This is a genomic window from uncultured Tissierella sp. (assembly GCF_902479755.1).
GTDB classification, from domain to species: domain Bacteria; phylum Bacillota; class Clostridia; order Tissierellales; family Tissierellaceae; genus Tissierella; species Tissierella carlieri.
This window is the reverse complement of the sequence record NZ_CABSQO010000053.1, coordinates 1-20,129: the sequence shown is the minus strand read 5'-3', so window position 1 is coordinate 20,129 and position 20,129 is coordinate 1. Positions and strand designations below refer to the sequence as shown.

Here is a 20,129-nt window from a genome sequence, read left to right as displayed (position 1 = left end):
TACTTATATCAAAGGGACTTAAATTCCATTCTGACTAATTAATTATTTTGTTAAAATAGACAAAACTATGAATAAAGTATAAAATAGATAGCAGAGTAAGTTTATAAAGGAGTTTTTCTATGAGCAAGAGAATAATAATTATCGGCGGAGGAGCTGCGGGAATGATGGCGGCTTTATCAGCAAAGAAAAACGGTGGAGAGATTATAATATTAGAGAGAAATGATAGAGTAGGAAAAAAACTTTTAGCTACAGGAAATGGAAGATGTAATTATACAAATAAAAATTTGAGTATAAATAATTATCATGGCAATAATCCTATATTTGCATATAGTGCATTGGCTGAGTTTAATGTAGAAATGACTATGGAATTTTTTGAAAGATTAGGAATAACACCAGCTATAGAGGATAATGGAAAGGTTTTTCCTTTATCTTTTCAATCTTCATCTATGCTGGATGTATTAAGATATGAGATAGAAACACAAAAAATTGAATTAATTACGGAAGCACAAGTATCTGAAATAAAAAAGAGAAAAAAATTTACTGTAATACTTAAAGATAAGCGAACTTTTGAAGGAGATAAGGTAATAATAGCTACAGGGGGTATGGCATTGCCATCCAGTGGCTCTGATGGTAATGGATATACTTTATGCAAGAAACTAGGTCATACAGTTACAGATGTATTTCCAGGTCTAGTGCAATTGAAACTTGAAAGTGGATTTCTCAAGTCATTAGATGGGGTGAAATTTCTTGGAGTAGCCGGAATATATGTAGATAATAAATTAATATTAGAGGATAGTGGGGATATTTTATTTACATCATATGGTATCTCAGGTCCTCCAATTCTTCAATTAAGCAGAACAGCTTTGGAATATATTAATAAAGGTAAATCTGTAGAATTAAGAGTATCTATAATCCATACAAGAAGTCAGGAAGAATTATTTCAGTACCTAGTAAATAGATTTAATTTTAATGATAAAAAGACTGTAGAGATTGGATTAATAGGACTAATAAATAAAAGACTTATTATTCCAATACTTAAAGAATTAAATATAGATAAGAATAAAAATCTAGGATTTTTGTCTAAAGATGAAATAATAAAATTATCACAAATACTTACTTCTTGGCATTTTAAGGTAATAGGGTCTCAATCTTGGGGTAATGCTCAGGTAACAGCAGGTGGAGTAAATACTGATGAAATTAACAGTAAAACTATGGAATCAAAAATAGTTGAAGGACTCTATATAGTAGGAGAGTTACTAGATATAGATGGAGATTGTGGAGGATTTAACCTTCAATGGGCATGGTCATCAGGTTATATCGCAGGATTAAATGCGGCCAAGAACTAAGTATAATGGAGGAAAATAAATGACAAGTCTAAATAATAAATTAAAAGAATTAGATGAAAGCAACAAGCATATAAAGGTATCTATAATAGGTGCGGGGCTTATGGGAAAGGGACTAGTAAGTCAGATGATGCTAGTAAAAGGTATGGAGCCCTCCTTAGTCGTTAGCAACAAAATATCTGATGCAGTAGAAGCATATACCTTAGCAGGTATATCGAAGGATGATATTGTAATAGCTAGGACGCTTAGTGAAATTAATATCGCTATGGAAAGTAATAAATATGTTGTAACAGATATAACCGAATATGCTACTAAGCCAAATTTAGTTGATGTGGTTGTAGATGCTACAGGTGTACCGGATGCAGGGGCAAGAATAGCATTAGATTCAATAGAAAATAAGAAGCACATTGTGATGTTGAATGTGGAGGCAGATGTTGTAGTAGGACCTATACTTAATAAGATGGCTAAGAAAGCGGGTGTAGTGTATACTGGCACAGCGGGAGATGAACCAGGATCAGTTAAAGAAATTTTTGATTTTGCAGAGGCAGCTGGATTTGAAGTATTAGCAATAGGTAAGGGAAAAAACAATCCGATCGATTATGAGGCAACACCAGATAGTATAAGAGAAAAAGCCTTAAAGTCAAAGTTAAATCCTATTAAACTAGCTTCTTTTATTGATGGAACAAATACCATGGTAGAAATGGCAGCAATGGCAAATAGTACAGGATTTATTCCAGATATACGAGGCGGTTATGGGCCAACAACGGAAGTAAATGATTTACCAAAGGTATATAGTCTCAAGGAAGAGGGAGGAATACTGAATAAATATAGAATAGTGGATTATGCCCATGGTGTAGCTCCAGGAGTATTTGCTATTGTAACTACATCACTTCCCCAAGTACATCACGAAATGCAATTTTTAAAAATGGGATCTGGACCAAACTATGTACTTTATAGACCATACCATTTAACTAGTTTAGAAACACCAATTTCAATAGCAAAAGCTTACTTTTATAAGGAAGCTACTATTGCACCTGCATATGAAAAAACAGTGGCAGAAGTAATTACGATGGCTAAGAAGGACTTGAAAAAAGGCGAAAGATTAGATGGTATAGGAGAATATACTGTTTTAGGAAGTATAGATACTTGCGAAGTCGCAAAGAGTGAAAACTTAGTGCCAATAGGACTTATAAACAATAATGCAGTAATTAAAAGAGACATTAAAAAGGGTGAATGTATTACCTATGATATGGTAGATTTAGATACTAATACTACTATATACAAATTAAGAATGGAGCAGGAAAAAAGAGCGTAAGGCAATTTAATGAAAGAATATAAAATAATAAAAAAGCAAAGGAGAAAATTGCAATTTAAATTCTCCTTTGCATAATCAATTTAAGAGTTATCTAAATTATTGAAATCTGCCTTACTTTCTATATCTAAAGAATAGGTGCTAACATATTGACTAACATATCGAGAAATTTTTATATGAATATTATAATTTTCTGTTAATTCTATTGATATATTCTGCAATAATTTAATTTTTCATCTCGAATTCATTTCCTATTTTTTAAAACATTAAAAATACTAGATATATTTAACACTTCCATAGAAGCGTTTTTTATTTTAATAGTATAGGGAGAAATCAAAAATATTTTATATTGGATATATTATTTTGTATAAATTATATAATAAAGATAATATCAATTTATACATGATTATATCAATATAGTGAGAATATCTCTATGTATAAATTTTATCAATTCGACATTGATATATTATTATCGCAACCCCATATTATTGAAAATTTGTAAAATTTATATAATTTAAAATTGAATGTTATAATATAAACTATCTTCAAACATATCAGATAAGTTGATAAGATAATATGTTCATAAGGGTATCATAAAAAATATTTATGGAAATGGGGATGGGTTTGTGATGAAAGAGAATTCAGTAAAAATATCAGGTACAATTTTTGAAATGGAAGGGATTCCAAAGGTTAAGGAGGTCATACCTCTGGGATTTCAGCACGTTGTAGCTGCAATTGTTGGTGTAGTTACCCCAGCATTATTGGTAGCAAATGTTACTGGTTTAGATTCAGCTGATAGAACAATATTAGTTCAAATTTCACTTATTATAACAGCTCTTGCAACCTTGTTACAGTTATTTCCAATAAAGGGCATAGGCTCTGGACTGCCTGTAATTATTGGTACCAGCTTTGCTTATGTGCCTACTATACTTGCAATTGGAGGGCAGTTTGGCATAGCTGCAATTTTTGGTGCACAGATAGCAGGAGGAATAGCTGCATTCATAGTAGGTATGTACGTAAAGGAACTTAGAAGATTTTTTCCACCTATAGTAACTGGAACTGTAATATTTACAATAGGACTATCACTTTATCCTGTTGCTATTAGATATATGGCTGGTGGTGCAGGAAATCCTAATTTTGGTTCGCCTCAGAACTGGATGATTGCCATGATTACATTTGGAGTAGTTGTTTTTCTTACATATTTTACAAAAGGTTCAATAAAGTTGGCGGCCATATTAATAGGAATGATAGTAGGATATGTTATATCCTTAATGCTCGGAATTATATCTTTTGATACGGTTTCAGAATCAGGATGGTTTAAAATAGTTGCTCCGATGCACTTTGGAATTAAATTTGAAATTAGCTCCATCATTTCTATGGTTATAATATATATAGTAAATGCAGTTCAGGCTATAGGAGATTTATCATCAACAACTATTGGGGGGCTAGATAGAGAGCCGATGGATAGGGAGTTATCTGGAGGAATAAAAGCAAATGGTGTAACTAGCATTATCAGTGCATTCTTTGGTGGACTGCCTACGGCAACTTATAGTCAAAATGTTGGAATCATAACTGTTAATCGTGTTGTAAATAAGATGGTATTTGTTTTTGCCGCAATTATTTTTCTGGTAGCAGGATTAATACCTAAATTTGCATCATTACTTACGACTATACCTCAGGCAGTTATAGGGGGAGCTACGATTTCGGTGTTTTCAATGATAACAATGACTGGAATAAAAATGATATCCTCCTCTAAGTTAACTCCAAGAAATACAGCTATAGTCGGATTAGCAGTAGCTTTAGGGGTAGGGATTACATCAGTTCCAGGTTCATTAGCTGGATTTCCTGCATGGGTAGATACTGTATTTGGAAGTTCGTCAGTTGTGATTTCCACACTAACGGCTATAATATTAAACTTAATACTACCTAAAGATGAATCGGATGATAAGGAGAGGCAAGAAAATTAGATTATATTAATGGAATTTATAATATTATCAATTTCAAAAAAAGTATCTATGAAAGGAAGAATAAATATGAATATTGGAGATATGCATAAAATCAATAAGCAGACCATGGTTCAGCAGACAATAGAATATCTTAGAGAATATATTTTGAATATGGAGAATGGAGATAGTTCAAAATTGCCTTCAGAAGGTACTATAGCAAAGAATATGGGGATTTCCAGACTGACTATTAGAGAGGCATTGAAGGTATTGGAAAATGAAGGGCTGATATCTAAGAGTCAAGGAAGTAACACTATGATTACTACATTTGCAAGAAAGCTCTCTGAAAATATTGATTATACTGGAGAACTGGGGAGTTTTTTAAAAGATTGCGGATATGATTTGGAGGTAGATGTACTTTCTCATAGGTGGGATAAGGCTGATGAGAAGACTGCAGAAATTTTAAATATAAAAAGAGGAGAAGAAATACTTATTGTAGAAAAGATATTTTTCGCAGATGGAAAGCAAGCCGTATATTGCATAAATAGATTACCCAAGAAGATATTAAAAGACTTGGATTTTTCTGAAGAACTTTTTGGGCAGTCTATGTTTGATTTCATTGAAGAAAATACTAATTTTGAATTCAGTCATGACTATATGGAATTAATCCCTGAATTGGTTACTAAGGATTTGTCTGAGATACTAAATTTAGATATAAACTCTCCATTGCTTAGAGCTGATGTAATCAAATACGCTACTGATGGAAAAGTGGTAATGTATAATTCGGAGTATTATGTAGATGAACTCATTAGATTTAATGCATTGAGAAGCAATTATGGTGCAAAGCTTAGCAAACTTGGTTCTAGCATTAATAAGAGGACTGGTGATTAAAATGATAACATTTGGGGATTATTTATTACCTAAAAGTTTAGATGAAGCATATTCTGCATTTGTTTCCAAGAAATCAGCTAGATTAATTGGAGGAGGATGCTTTTTGAGAATGGGAAATAGGAAAATCGGTTTGGCTATAGATTTGTCACAGACTGGGATTGAATATATAAATGAGCTAGAGGAAGAAGTTGAAATCGGGGGGATGACTAGCCTAAGGGATATTGAAACTTCACAGATATTAAAGAATAATTTTGGAAATATAATTGAGGATTCTGTTAAGCATATAATTGGAGTTCAGCTTAGAAATACAGCTACAATAGGTGCAACAGTCTACTCAAGATATGGATTTTCAGATCCAATTACAGCTTTATTGGCATTAGATGCAGATATTTATTTATATAAGGGAGGTAGGATATCCTTAGAAGAGTATCTTAAGGAGAAAGACTACAGAAAGGATATCTTAGAAAAAGTAATTATCAAAAAGAATATAAAGGGAGCAGATTTTCAAACCATAAGAAATTCTGCAGTGGATTATGCCATATTGAGTGCAGGGGTTAGTAGAGTAAATGGAAAGTATAGAATATCAATTGGAGCAAGACCTAGAGCTGCAATATTAGCATATGAAGCCATGGAATACATAAGTAATGTTGAAGTCAATGAAGATACTGCAACTAAAGCTGGAGAACTAGTATCGGAGGAAATTCATTTCGGAACCAATAATAGAGGAACTTGTGAATATAGGAAAGAAATTTCTAAGATACTTGTTAAAAGAGCATTATTGGAGGTGCAGAGATGATTATAAACTTATATATAAATGAATGCAAGAAATCTTTAGATGTCAGACCAGATGAGTATCTTTCTGAAGTTCTAAGACGTTATGGATATCTTAGTGTAAAAAGAGCATGTGATACAGGTTGCTGTGGTGTATGTACTATACTGATAGATGGAAAACCAATTTTATCTTGTTCATATTTTGCAGTTAGAGCAGAGAATAAACATATAACTACAATTGAAGGAATTGCTGATGAGGAGAAAAAGCTTGGAGAACTTTTAGTCTCCGAAGGAGCAGAACAATGTGGATATTGTAGTCCAGGACTTATTTTGACTGTTATTGCAATGAAAAATGAGCTTAAAAATCCTACTAAAAGAGATATATCTCAATATTTAACTGGAAATCTATGCAGATGTACAGGATATGTAGGACAGCTTAGAGGAATAATGAAATATATGGAGGTGAAGGAATGAGTGGATATGCTATAGGGAAAGGAATATCAAAAGTAGATGGAATGGGGTTGGTTACGGGGAAACCTGTATATACCGATGATCTTGCATCTAAGAGTTGTCTTATAATTAAAATACTAAGAAGTCCTTATGCATTTGCCAGAATAAAAAGTATAAATATCGAAAATGCAAAAAAAATTCCGGGAGTTGAATGTATTTTTACCCATGAGAATGTACCGAAGTATCTATATACAAGAGCAGGCCAATCATATCCTGAGCCATCAACTTATGATAAATATATTTTAGATGAATATGTAAGATATATTGGAGATGAAGTCGCAATAGTTGCTGCAGATACAGAGGAAACGGCACTTAAGGCAATAAAACTTATAAAAGTGGATTATGAGGTATATGAGCCAGTTTTGGATATGATGAAAGCAGAAGAAAGTAAAAGTAAAATACATTTTAGAGATAGATGTTTTACGAACATGGATAAAGGATTTAATCCAGAAAAAAATATTGCTGCAGAATATAGCTTTGAAGTTGGCGGTGTTGAAGAAATATTGAAAAACTGTGATGTGATTGTGAATGAGGAATATTCTACACAGGCTACAGCGCATACTATGATGGAAACATACAGGGCATATTCATATATAGATCAATATGGAACGCTTGTTGTAGTATCATCAACTCAAGTTCCTTTCCATGTTAGAAGACATGTTGCTAAGTCTTTAGGAATTCCAGTAAATAAGGTAAGAGTTATTAAACCTAGAATCGGAGGAGGATTTGGGGGAAAACAAAATGCTCAGGCGGAATTTTACCTTGCACTGGTAACATATAAAACAGGTAAGCCATCAAAAATAATTTATAACAGAAGAGAAACTTTTGAATCTACATCTTCAAGGCATGCAATGAAAATAGGAGTTACTATTGGTTCTGATAAAAATGGAAATATTAAAGCTATAGATATGAAAGCCCTGTCAGATACTGGAGCATATGGAGAACATGCCAGCACTGTATTAGGCTCAGCAGGATATAAAACTTTACCTTTATATAATAAAACAAAGGCATCAAGATTTACTGGTAAAGCAGTATATACCAATCGTACCCCAGGAGGAGCCTTCAGGGGTTATGGTGTAACCCAAGGTACCTTTGCATTAGAATCAGCGGTGAATGAATTAGCTTATAAATTGAATATGGATCCTTTAGAACTTAGAGAAAAGAACATGATAAAAAAAGGAGAAACTTCAGAGATATTTAATATAACTACTGTTGGAGCAGGTAAAAATCCCATTATTATGAATAGCTGCGAACTTGAATATTGTGTTAAAAGAGGAAAAGAACTTATGGATTGGGATAATAAGTTTCCAAGGATAGAAATTTCTCCTACAGTAATAAGAGGAGTAGGAATGGCTATTGCCATGCAGGGTTCTGGAATACCGGGAATAGATACTGCTTCTGCTACCATAAAGCTTGATGATGGAGGGAAATTTACTTTGCTGACAGGTGCAGCAGATATAGGCACTGGAAGTGATACTATTTTGAAGCAAATAGCTGCAGAGGCATTAGGAATATCAGTTAATAGTATAACGGTATTTTCTGCAGATACTGAACTCACTCCATTTGATGTTGGAGCGTACGCTTCTGGAACTACATATTTCTCTGGCAATGCAGTGAAAAATGCAGCCTTTAAGATGAGAACTATGATAGAAGAAGAAGCTGCTAGAATTTTGAGAATAGAGTTATCAGAGATTAAATTTGATGGAGTTAATTTTAAGAGCAAAGATGGGAGCAAGTCAATATCATTATCAGATTTAAGCAATAAACTTATATATAAAATGCCTCATGCTCAATTGACTGCTACAGGATCTTTCGGTACTGTAGATATAGCACCTCCTTTTATATCAGGTTTTGCTGAAGTAGAGGTTGATATTGAAACAGGAAAAGTAGATTTGATAAATTTTGTATCTATTATAGACTGTGGGACTGTGATTAATCCTAAGTTAGCTAGAATACAGGCAGAAGGAGGAATAGTACAAGGAATAGGAATGGCATTATTTGAAGAAGTAAAGGAAACAAAATTTGGCAAGCTTATAACTAATAGTATGATGCAGTATAAGATTCCATGCAGAATGGACATTAATAATATAATTGTGGATTTTGCAGATGGATATGATGCTACGGGTCCATTTGGTGCAAAATCCATTGGAGAAGTTGTCACAAATTCAGTTTCTCCTGCAGTTGCTGATGCTGTATTTAATGCAGTAGGAATTAGAATAAGGGAGCTGCCTATAACTCCTGAAAAAGTAAAAATGCTACTAATGAAAAGGAATAGAAGTATCCTTTGATTTTCATAAGTTATTTTTAATAAAATAGAGCATATATGATATAATTTTACAGTGAATAGAAAAGTTCTACTTTTAGTACGTCGATATACATTTTTCTTATATTTAATTAGCCATTTACTAATATGCTAATTTATAAATTTATTTTGCTTTTTCTTGACAAATACTTGTAAATAAGGTATATTATTATACAAGTGAAAATCTATGCATTGATAAGGACAGTAGCAGAGATAATTTATTAAAGAGAGATAATCATTTGGTGTGAGATTATTATAAATAGCTTTGTGAAGATCACCTTTGAGCATAATACCTGAAAAGAGTAAGGTATTACGTGAAGACGTTATACTTATTAAGTGACAAGAAGTATTTATTTTAATTCTTGTAATTTGGGTGGTACCGCGGAAATTTCGTCCCTAAGTCTTTGACTTAGGGGTTTTTTTTATGACCTAACTTAGCGAACGATAGTGAGGTTTAGTAGGTCAAACGCAATGAGCACCAACCTTAATGTAGAATTTCTCATTAGGAGTGTCCGTTAGGACCAAATCTATGCGAGCGTAGCGAGCAAATAGATTTGAGTTGGGAAACTGCGTAAAATGACCTAACACAACGAACGATAGGTCCTAAGGGACACCACTGAACTATACCCTACAGGGTAAATAGAGGTAGCAAATGAATTTGTACAGCGAAACTGCGATGATTCTATAATGAAAGGATGAAAAAAGTGAAAAGGTTTAATGAATTATTAAATGAACCTGTAAAGGTCAGAGAGCATAATATTAGCAAATACTGGCAAGAAATAGATTTACTTCATAAATCGGTTACTTCAAGAGATGAAAAGAAGCCATATGTGTTTTTTGAAGGACCTCCCACGGCAAATGGGAAACCAGGTATACATCATGTAATGTCTAGGACATTAAAGGATTTAACATGTAGATATAAGACTATGCAAGGCTATCAAGTAAAGAGAAAAGCAGGCTGGGATACTCATGGACTTCCGGTAGAGATCGAAGTAGAGAAAAGATTAAATTTGAAAAATAAACATGATATTGAATCCTATGGATTAGAAGCATTTAACAAGCAATGTAAAGAATCTGTTTTTCAATATGAAAAACTTTGGAGAGATATGACAGAAAGAATGGCATATCTAATAGATTTAGATAACCCATATATAACATTAGAAAACGATTATATTGAATCGGTATGGTGGATATTAGATAAATTTAATAAAGAAGGTTTGATATATGAAGGACATAAAATACTGCCATATTGCTCTAGATGTGGTACAGGTCTTGCTTCTCATGAGGTTGCACAAGGGTATGAAGAAATAAAGACAGATACAGTAATAGCAAAGTTTAAGCTAAAAGATAGAAATGAATATTTCTTGGCTTGGACTACAACTCCTTGGACTCTTCCATCTAATGTTTCCTTAACAGTAAATGCCGTAGAAACTTATTTGAAAGTTAAACAAAATGATGAAATATACTATGTAGGAAAGGTCTTAGCTAATAAGGTATTAGGTGAAGACTATGAAGTATTAGGGGAGCTAAAGGGTAAGGATTTAGAATTTATTGAATATGAACAACTAATTCCATTTATAAATGTAGAAGGAAAAGCATTCTTTGTGACAGTAGCAGATTATGTAACCACAGAGGATGGAACAGGAATAGTTCATACTGCACCTGCATTTGGGGAAGATGACTATAATACTGGAATGAGATACGGTTTACCAGTTATTCAGCCAGTATCAGAGGACGGCAAATTTACTCAAACTCCTTGGGAAGGTAAATTCGTAATGGATGCAGACCTTGATATAATAAAATGGCTTAAAGAAGAAGGAAAGATGTATAAGAAAGAAAAGGTAGCTCATAACTATCCACATTGTTGGAGATGTAAAACACCATTATTATATTATGCAAAACCTTCTTGGTATATAGAAATAACTAAACTGAAAGATAAGTTAATAGAGAACAACAATGGTGTAAATTGGTATCCAGAATTTGTAGGAGAAAAGAGATTTGGAAACTGGCTTGAAAACTTAAATGATTGGGCAATTTCAAGATCTAGATATTGGGGTACGCCATTACCTATATGGAGATGTAATGACTGCGGTCATATAACTTCAGTAGGTTCAAGAGCAGAATTAGTAGAAAAAGCTATAGAAGATATAGATATGAGTATAGAACTTCATAGACCATATGTAGATAATATTCATTTAAAATGTGAAAAATGCAATGGCACAATGACGAGAGAAAAAGATGTAGTAGATGTTTGGTTTGATAGTGGTGCTATGCCATTTGCACAACATCATTATCCATTTGAACATAAAGATGACTTCGATTTATTATTCCCAGCAGATTTTATCTGCGAAGGTATAGATCAAACGAGGGGATGGTTCTATTCACTATTGGCTATTTCAACCTTTGTAACAGGTAAATCACCATATAAAAATGTACTTGTAAATGACTTAGTATTAGATAAAGAAGGAAAGAAAATGTCTAAGTCAAGAGGGAATACAGTAGATCCATTTGATTTATTTGATAGATACGGTGCAGATGTTCTAAGATGGTATATAATCTATGTATCTCCACCATGGACACCAACAAAATTCGACGAAGATGGTCTTAGAGAAGTAGAGAGTAAATTCTTTAGATCCATAAGAAATGTATACAATTTCTTCTCATTATATGCGAATACTGATGGTATAAATCCAAGAGAATTTTTCATTGAATACAAAGATAGACCTGAAATAGATAGATGGATACTTTCAAAATATAATAGTCTTTTAAAGGAAGTAAAAGCAAATATGGATATCTTTGAACTAACAAAGGTTGTAAGAGATATTCAAGAATTTGTAATAGAAGATCTATCTAACTGGTATATCAGAAGAAATAGAAGAAGATTTTGGTCAACAGAGTTAGATGATGATAAAAAAGCAGTATATAATACAACCTATGAAATACTTGCAGGATTATGTAAAATGGTAGCTCCATTTGTACCATTTATTTCCGAGGAAATATATCAAAATCTGACAGAAGATGAATCAGTACATTTATCATATTATCCAGACACAAATGAGGATTTAATAAATAAAGCAATAGAAGAAAAAATGGATTTAGTAAGAGATTTAGTGGGACTTGGTCGTGCATCTCGTGAGTCAGTAAAGATAAAAGTACGCCAGCCCCTTAAAGAAGTAGTGATAGACGGAAAATATGAGGAACAAATAAAAGATTTAGTTCCTCTAATAATGGAAGAATTGAATGTTAAAGAAGTAGTGTTTGAAAGAGATTTATCTCAATTCATGAATTATTCTTTAAAACCAAATTTCAAGGTTGCAGGTTCAATACTTGGTGGGAAGATAAAATCCTTTGGAAAAGCTTTAAGTGAACTTAATGCACATGCTACAGTAGAAAAGTTAGAATCAGGTGAGAAATTAGTATTAAACCTAGATGGTGAAGATACAGAAATAGAAAAGGATTATGTATTAGTTACCATATCATCTAAAGAAGGCTTTGATGTGGCAATGGAAAACAATCTATTTGTAATATTGGATACAACTTTAACTCCTGATTTAATCAATGAAGGATATGCAAGAGAATTCGTATCCAAGGTTCAGCAAATGAGAAAGAATAATGGATATGAGGTTCTAGATAATATAAATATATTCTATGATGGATCTGATGACATTAAGGCAGCTTTAGATGAGTATGATGCATTTATTAAATCTGAGACTCTAGCTAAATCCATAGAAAGAGTAACAGAAGAAAGTTTAGAAAAGCAAGACTTAAATGGACAAATGACAGGAATAAGATTAGAAAAAATAGAATAGAAATTAGAACAAGGTAGATAGCAAGAGCTATCTACCTTGCTTATAACCCATAGGAAAGTACTTACTTATTTTTGGTTTTTCAAAAAAACCAATCTAAATGTGTTTAATAAAAATCTCTAATTGCTTCGATAGAATCTTTTTTTTATAAAGGGGGAATTTATATGTTTATACCATTTGATAAATCCTCAAATGTTTTTAACACTAAACCATTTATAACAGAAGAAGTTAGGTTTAATTTGATGCACCGTATTAGGGAGTCAGATGATCCTATTTTGATAAAAAGTGAAAATGGCAAAGTTATTATTGCACAATCTTCACCACACCATCCTGCATGGATATGGACTGATAAAGATGTAGAAGAACAAGAATATAAAGAGTTAGCGGATGGTTTTTATAATTTGTTTAAAGAATAGGATAGTTTAGAGTTTGTTGCGAAACCAGAAATAGCTGAGTTTTTGGCAAATAATTATGCAAAGCGGAAGAATATAACTTGGAAAATATCCATGTGTATGGAATCATATTATTGTCCCAATATAAATTTTCCAATGCATGTTAGTGGCTCAATTAGTAAACCATCTTTGGAAGATGTAGAAATTATATCTGAATTTTTTGGAGGATTTATACAAGATTGCTTTGGTATAAGCACGACAATGGATAAACAATTTAAAGCCGCAAGGTCTTATATACTCAGTGATAATTTCTATGTCTGGAAAAATAGTAATGAAATTGTGTCAATGGCTAATATTGCCCATCGTTCTCCTAGACATGGGAGAATAAATGAAGTATATACTCCGCCATCACATCGTAAAAAAGGATATGCAGGGGCATTGGTTAGTGAACTAAGTAAAATTATATATAATGAGAATAAGATACCAATGCTTTATACAGATTTGTCAAATCCGGCTTCAAATAAGGCTTATAAGAATGTGGGCTTTGTAGAATGTGGAATAGTAAATCAAATAAGCTTCAAAGCTTAAATAATTAAATAATGAGAAAAGGTTTATCTCTGTTGATGAAATAAGGTAAATGGTGAAAGCTATTTGCCTTGTTTTTATTTAAGAAGTATTTAGTGATAAAAGAAGGAGTTTAGCAAAATTTGTAGAATAGTATATTGTAAGAAATTTTGTGGGAAAATGAAGGGGAGAAAAGGTTTTATAGTGCTAAAGAATGGGGTTTGATTGCAGTAGCACTTAACAAAATGTTGCCATTCACTACGCATACCTGCTCATACTTCGCAGGAGTTGGTAACCAGAACTGCTATAGTATACCTTAATATAGGGGTTAAACTTTAAGCTGAATTGTTAGGAGGGAAAGATGATGGAACGAGTTAGATTTAAAAACTCAAGAAACTTAAACTTAGTTGGGCACCTATACCCATCTACTTCTGAATCAATAATTATAATGTGTCATGGCTTTATGTCGAACAAACATTCAAAGGGACGTTTTGAAAGGCTTGCTACGGCATTTAATGAATCAGGTTACAGTGCTTTACTTTTTGACTTTAGTGGTTGTGGAGAAAGTGATGATGATATTCTGACTGTTGAAAAAGAAGTGGATGATTTGAAGTCAGCAATTCAATTTGTAAAGTCAAAGGGATATAAAAAAATTGCACTGTATGGGCATAGTCTTGGAACTGTTATTTGTTTAAAAAGTTATACTCCTGAAATAATAACAATGGTTTTATCAGGTGCTGGAACTGATTCGATTAAGTATAACTGGTATGAATTCTTTACAAAAGAGCAAATGCAAGAATTAGAGGAAAAAGGATATTTAACAGAGCACACACCACAAGAAGTACGAAAAAAGATTGTAATTGATAAAAGGATTCTAAAAGATTTTGAGTTAATTAATCAGAAAGAGTTATTAAAAGATGTTAATTGCCCAGTTTTAATAATTCATGGTAATAATGACGAAGAAGAAAAGCTGCTCTACGAAAGATCTAAAGCAGCAATGGCATTGCTTTCAAATGACTCAAAATTAGAAGTTATTGATGGAGCAAACCATAGTTTCCTTGAACATTTTGATATAGTAGTTAAATTAACTACTGAATGGTTTACAAATCATCTTTGTTAGTATTGTGGGATATAAGATTTCGTAGTGTAACAATGTATTTGTGTAAAAGTGCACCGAGGAGTAATTTTAGGATGATGTGTATCACATTTGCTGTGGAAATAAATTTATTGAAGGAGTTATATAATGGAGAGTTTAGAAGAAGTTAAATATAAAAATGAACGAAGCAAAATTAATGGATATGAGCTGTTTAGTAAGTATTATATAAATGGATCTCCCACAGTATTATTTGAGGCCGGGATGGGTGATAGTAACGAAGTATGGGCTCTAGTTCAAAATAAGATATCATTATTTACGACAACTTTCTCTTATGATAGAGCAGGAATAGGTAGAAGTGATACTTCAGCAATTCCTCGTACATGTTTAGATGTTGTAGAGGATTTGTCTGAGCTTTTGCAAAAAGTGTCAGTTAAGCCTCCTTTTATTTTAGTAGGACATTCTTTTGGAGGATTGGTATCAAGGTTATTTGCAAGTATTCATCCAAATTTAGTGGTAGGAATGATATTAGTGGACGCTGCTCCCGAATATAAAGAATTAGCTTTTGAGAAGGTTTTACCTAATCATTTACTAATTTCAAATCGAGAATATTACAGTAATCCAATGCTTAATTCTGAAAAAATTGATAAAATTAAAAGCTATAAGCAAGTAGATGAACATAAGTGTGTATTTGAGTTCCCATTAACAGTGATAACTCGAGGATTACCTGATAATTATAAAAAAGATTGGCCTAACCAAGAAATTCTAGATGTAGAGCAAAAGCTTCAATTTGAATTTAAGAAATTATCTAGTAATAGTAAAATTATTGCAGCACAGAAAAGTGGACACTATGTACAAAATGATGAACCAGAGTTAATTGTGGAGGCAATAACAGAAATTGTTAATAAATATAGAGTTTTGGGCAAGTGAAAAACATAATCTAACAGACTATTTGATAAGTGGCACTCATAAAGAAGAAACGACTTGGAGAGTGAACATTACACTTTTTTACTTAGAGTGAAGCTACGTTAAGTGTTAATGCTCTAGGAGCTAGTTTAGGGACATCACAGATATTATTCCATTATCTAGAAGACATGGATTTTTTAGTTTTAATCAAATATAGTGTTGTTAAATAATATTTTAAGGAGTTGAAATAATTATGAAGAAAATAAAAGGAAATAGCATTATACAGGAGGGGGCAGAATGGATTTTGCATTTATCTATAGCCTTTGTAATTGTGTTATTTCTTAATAGCGAGGTATATGCATTAACTGAAGTGAAACAATGGTCTATGGAAAATACTTTATTTGAGGGAGAAAAATTATATGTAGATAAGGTCTCTTATCATTTTTCAGAGCCTAAATCTGGTGATATTGTTGTATTTCTTCAAGGGGAAATAAATGAAGATTTTAATGATAGAATTATAAATGTATTAGAAGATATGAAAATGAAGTTCAATAGAGAACCTCGTAGAAATAGGTTTATTAAAAGAGTAATAGGGGCTCCAGGAGATAAAATTGATATTCAAGATGAGAAAGTCTACGTAAATGATAAACTGCTAAAAGAGACATATGTTAAAGGTAATACAATTAAAAGGATAATAGAGTATCCTGTTATTGTACCTGAAGGGAAATTATTTGTAATGGGAGATAATAGAGAAAATAGTAATGATAGTAGATTATTTGGGCTTGTAGATTATAAGAGTATTGAAGGCAAAGCAGTATTTAGATTTTGGCCAATTAATAGATTAGGAGATATAAAATAGGTGGAAAATCATTACATCAGATAACACCCTATTTAGCATAAAGGTCGCCCAAGAATGCTTTGGGGAATAGCAATTGAATTATGTATATAGAAATATATAGAAAGGGGAGGGAAACAAAATGGGAATAATTGTTGCAATTGGTGGAGGAGAAATAAGCAAACTTGAGACTTGGGTAATTGATGAGTATATTGTTAAGTCAGCTGGTAAAGTAAATCCTAAAGCGCTTTTTATCCCTACTGCAAGTAATGAACCCCAAGGATATATTGATATATTTAATGATATATATGGAAAGAGATTAGGATGTAAGATAGATGTATTATACCTAATAAATGGAAATCTTTCAGACATAGAAATAAGAAGCAAGATCCTTTCTGCAGATATTATATACGTAGGTGGTGGAGATACTGTAAAGATGATGGAAGTATGGCGTAGCAAGAAAGTTGACGAATATCTAAAAGAAGCATATGAAGCAGGTATTGTACTTTCTGGCCTAAGTGCAGGCTCCATGTGTTGGTTTAGATATGGGCATGGTGATAGTGACTTATCTCGTAATAAAGATGGTTGGTGGGACTATCAACGTATTGATGGACTTAGTTTCATTGATGCTATTCACTGTCCTCATTATAACGAGAAAGGTGGAGAAGGGTTTGATGAGATAATGAAAACATTTGAAGGAATAGGAATAGCTATTGAAAACAATTGTGCACTAGTAATAAAGGATGATAAATTCAAGATATTAAAAAGCGATGAGAAATCAAATGCTTATAAATTATATAAGTTAAATGGAATCGTATATAAGCAGATACTAGATAATTATGATTTAATTGATATGAATAAACTGTTTGAACGTTAATTAAAATTTGATTCATCAGGATATTATAATAAGCCTTATTATTGAGACATATTTTTATATAAAAATTTTAGATTGTTTATAATATGGTAATTTAATTTGGAAAATATTCTATAGTTATAGGGGTGGGTTTATGGAGATAAAAATTCAAAGAACTAGGATTAATGAAGCAGAAATCTTATTAGATATACAAAAGAAAGCTTTCAAAGAAGATCTAGAGAAATATGAAGATTATGATACAAGTCCTGCAACTGAGCCAATAGAAAAACTAATACGAAAAATTAATAATTCTTTTCACTATACTGTTTTTCTAGATGACATAATAATAGGAGGAATTGAAGTTAGAAAGTTATCAGATACTCAATTTTATTTGAATAGATTATATTTAAGTCCTAATTATCAAAACAAGGGGATAGGGGCTAAATTAATGGAATTTATTGAAAGTGAATTTTCAGAAGCTTTAGAATGGACTTTAAGTACACCTTATATGAACTATAGGAATCATTATTTTTATGAAAAGTTTGGATATGAAAAGATTAGTGAACATACAATCACCGAAAAGTTAATACTCTTCGATTATATTAAACATATGAATATAGAATGAATTACTTATGCTTTACCCATAATATTGTGAGGAAAGAGTGAAAATAGAGATGTATACAATTATTTATTTAGTTAGGCACGCAGAGGTTGATTATATTCCAGATGAATATAGTAGACCATTGTCAGAAAAGGGAAATAATGATGCTTTAGGGTTAACAGAATTATTTAAAGAATATGATGTATCGAGAGTAATATCAAGTCCCTATTTAAGAGCAATAAATACTATAAGAGGTATAGCGGAAGATAGAGGAATAACTATAGAAATAATAGATGATTTTAGAGAAAGAAAAATTGCGAACTATCCCATTGAAGATTTCATTTCTTTTACAAGACAACAATGGAATAGTTTTAACTATTGCTTAGAAACAGGAGAAAATTTAAATGAAGTACAAGCTAGAGGAATCGATGCTCTGAAGAGTATTTTAGAAAAATATAATGGGGAAGATATTGTAATTGGAACACATGGGACAATCTTAGGTGTGATTTTAAATTTTTTTGATAAAAGATATGACTATGATTTTTGGAAATCAATGAAAATGCCAGATATATTTAAGTTAGAGTTTAAAGATGGAAAAATAGAAAGTATTATAAATATAAAGATTTAATATGGGAGAAATGAAACAAATGAAAATAGAAAAATTGAAATATGATATTTGCAGATTAGATGATACAGATGTAATACCTTTTGAACTATTATTATTAGCTGATCCTTCGAGAAATGCTGTAGAAGATTATTTGCATAGAGGGATTTGCTTTGCATATAAAACAGATGAAATAGTTGGAATTTATGTATTAATAAAGACTAGACCAAATACTATGGAACTTGTGAATGTCGCGGTAAAAGAAAATATGCAAGGTAAAGGAATTGGAAAAAGGTTAGTTTTACATGCAATATCTATGGCTAGGAAAGAAGGGGCGAAGACATTAGAAATTGGAACAGGAAATTCAAGTTTGCAGCAACTTGCATTATATCAGAAATGTGGATTTCGTATAATAGGTGTGGATAAGGATTTTTTCACAAGACATTATGAGGAAGAAATTGTGGAAAATGGTATTATGTGTAGAGATATGATTAGATTGAGTATGGATTTATTATAACTTACTCAAGGGGCATAGCATATTTGACGGTGATTCTAATACAATGTGCATCAAGACATCACAAACAATAGGATATTAAATTAAGTTTTATAAGTAGGTGATATAAGTTGGAAAATCAATTTAGAAACATCAATTATTTAGAAGAAGGAAATGGTAGGCAGAAGTCAGCTTATAAATTACTGAAAAAATTAAATCTATTTGAGATATTAAATAATTATAATCCAGTTTTAGTCGGAACAATCCCTATAGATATTGATATATCTGATAGTGATTTAGATATTATCTGTGAAGTCTATAATCATGATGTCTTTGAAAAAACAATAATACAATTTTATAAAAAATGTGATATCTTTCATATTGAGAGACAGTTTATCGGAGGATTAGAGACATCATTTTCTAGTTTTAAGTATGATGATTTTTGCATAGAAGTTTTTGGACAGCCAAAACCTGTTTTCAATCAAAATGGCTATCGTCACATGATAATAGAAAAAAAGATACTTGATTTAGGTGGAGAAAAACTAAAAGAAGAAATAAAAAAATTAAAAAGATCTGGAATGAAGACAGAACCAGCCTTTGCAAAATATCTTGGATTAAAGGGTGATCCATTTGAAGAAATATTAAAATTATCATTATTATCAGAAGAAGAATTGTTTAGATTTGTAAGAGGTCAGCAGAAGGTCATAAGTGTCTAATTCTCAAAAGATATTACAAAAAGGAAGGCGAAAAGCTAGATTGCATAGTTTCTAATGTTTAATTCTATAGTCAAATTTGAAGATGAATTTAATTAGTAGAAATCATTAATAGATATAAAAAAGTATAAAGAAGCTTAATTAAGACCAGCTATTAAATGTCAAGAAAAAATTTAATTTATTTTGCCTTGGAAATT

The 20,129-nt window shown here is 31.7% G+C and carries 18 protein-coding genes and 1 other annotated feature; all 18 genes read left to right on the top strand.

Annotated features, from left to right (window positions below; all coding sequences use genetic code 11):
* Positions 1-119: 119 nt before the first annotated feature.
* Positions 120-1,346 (top strand): NAD(P)/FAD-dependent oxidoreductase, encoded by a 1,227-nt coding sequence (locus RDK80_RS18365; RefSeq protein WP_308525115.1) that lies wholly within the window; start codon positions 120-122, stop codon positions 1,344-1,346.
* A gap of 19 nt (positions 1,347-1,365) precedes the next feature.
* On the top strand, positions 1,366-2,658 hold the full coding sequence (locus tag RDK80_RS18360; protein WP_308525114.1) for an NAD(P)-dependent oxidoreductase: 1,293 nt from the start codon (positions 1,366-1,368) through the stop codon (positions 2,656-2,658).
* 626 nt (positions 2,659-3,284) lie between these two features.
* Positions 3,285-4,622, top strand: coding sequence for a uracil-xanthine permease family protein (locus RDK80_RS18355; protein ID WP_094904080.1), 1,338 nt, complete (start codon positions 3,285-3,287; stop codon positions 4,620-4,622).
* A gap of 66 nt (positions 4,623-4,688) precedes the next feature.
* Positions 4,689-5,489, top strand: coding sequence for a GntR family transcriptional regulator (locus tag RDK80_RS18350; RefSeq protein WP_158220180.1), 801 nt, complete (start codon positions 4,689-4,691; stop codon positions 5,487-5,489).
* A gap of 1 nt (position 5,490) precedes the next feature.
* The gene (locus RDK80_RS18345) at positions 5,491-6,285 is read left to right on the top strand and encodes a xanthine dehydrogenase family protein subunit M (RefSeq protein WP_094904081.1); all 795 of its coding nucleotides are present in this window, start codon (positions 5,491-5,493) and stop codon (positions 6,283-6,285) included.
* On the top strand, positions 6,282-6,734 hold the full coding sequence (locus tag RDK80_RS18340; RefSeq protein WP_094904069.1) for a (2Fe-2S)-binding protein: 453 nt from the start codon (positions 6,282-6,284) through the stop codon (positions 6,732-6,734). Before RDK80_RS18345 ends, RDK80_RS18340 begins: the two co-directional genes overlap by 4 nt.
* A complete protein-coding gene (locus RDK80_RS18335; RefSeq protein WP_308525113.1) occupies positions 6,731-9,058 on the top strand; it encodes a molybdopterin cofactor-binding domain-containing protein in 2,328 nt (775 codons plus the stop codon). Before RDK80_RS18340 ends, RDK80_RS18335 begins: the two co-directional genes overlap by 4 nt.
* Before the next feature lie 197 nt (positions 9,059-9,255).
* Positions 9,256-9,473 (top strand) — a binding site (T-box leader).
* A 303-nt stretch (positions 9,474-9,776) separates the two neighbouring features.
* Positions 9,777-12,881 carry an isoleucine--tRNA ligase gene (gene ileS / locus RDK80_RS18330; protein WP_308525112.1) on the top strand — a complete coding sequence of 1,035 codons (3,105 nt, stop codon included), beginning with the start codon at positions 9,777-9,779 and terminating at the stop codon, positions 12,879-12,881.
* A gap of 161 nt (positions 12,882-13,042) precedes the next feature.
* Positions 13,043-13,294, top strand: coding sequence for a hypothetical protein (locus RDK80_RS18325; protein WP_308525111.1), 252 nt, complete (start codon positions 13,043-13,045; stop codon positions 13,292-13,294).
* A gap of 42 nt (positions 13,295-13,336) precedes the next feature.
* Entirely contained in the window at positions 13,337-13,858 is a 522-nt protein-coding gene (locus tag RDK80_RS18320; protein ID WP_308525110.1) for a GNAT family N-acetyltransferase, read from the top strand.
* A gap of 340 nt (positions 13,859-14,198) precedes the next feature.
* Positions 14,199-14,954, top strand: coding sequence for an alpha/beta fold hydrolase (locus RDK80_RS18315; RefSeq protein WP_308525109.1), 756 nt, complete (start codon positions 14,199-14,201; stop codon positions 14,952-14,954).
* Between the two features lie 123 nt (positions 14,955-15,077).
* On the top strand, positions 15,078-15,857 hold the full coding sequence (locus tag RDK80_RS18310) for an alpha/beta hydrolase (RefSeq protein ID WP_308525108.1): 780 nt from the start codon (positions 15,078-15,080) through the stop codon (positions 15,855-15,857).
* A 229-nt stretch (positions 15,858-16,086) separates the two neighbouring features.
* A complete protein-coding gene (gene lepB / locus RDK80_RS18305) occupies positions 16,087-16,692 on the top strand; it encodes a signal peptidase I (protein ID WP_308525107.1) in 606 nt (201 codons plus the stop codon).
* Positions 16,693-16,810: 118 nt separating this feature from the next.
* Entirely contained in the window at positions 16,811-17,545 is a 735-nt protein-coding gene (locus tag RDK80_RS18300) for a Type 1 glutamine amidotransferase-like domain-containing protein (RefSeq protein WP_308525106.1), read from the top strand.
* A gap of 130 nt (positions 17,546-17,675) precedes the next feature.
* Positions 17,676-18,146 carry a GNAT family N-acetyltransferase gene (locus RDK80_RS18295; protein WP_308525105.1) on the top strand — a complete coding sequence of 157 codons (471 nt, stop codon included), beginning with the start codon at positions 17,676-17,678 and terminating at the stop codon, positions 18,144-18,146.
* A 37-nt stretch (positions 18,147-18,183) separates the two neighbouring features.
* The gene (locus tag RDK80_RS18290) at positions 18,184-18,750 is read left to right on the top strand and encodes a histidine phosphatase family protein (protein WP_308525104.1); all 567 of its coding nucleotides are present in this window, start codon (positions 18,184-18,186) and stop codon (positions 18,748-18,750) included.
* A 19-nt stretch (positions 18,751-18,769) separates the two neighbouring features.
* Complete coding sequence (locus RDK80_RS18285) at positions 18,770-19,243, top strand: GNAT family N-acetyltransferase (RefSeq protein WP_308525103.1); 474 nt, start codon at positions 18,770-18,772, stop codon at positions 19,241-19,243.
* A gap of 107 nt (positions 19,244-19,350) precedes the next feature.
* Positions 19,351-19,935 (top strand): DUF4269 domain-containing protein, encoded by a 585-nt coding sequence (locus RDK80_RS18280; RefSeq protein ID WP_308525102.1) that lies wholly within the window; start codon positions 19,351-19,353, stop codon positions 19,933-19,935.
* The last annotated feature ends 194 nt before the right edge of the window (positions 19,936-20,129 follow it).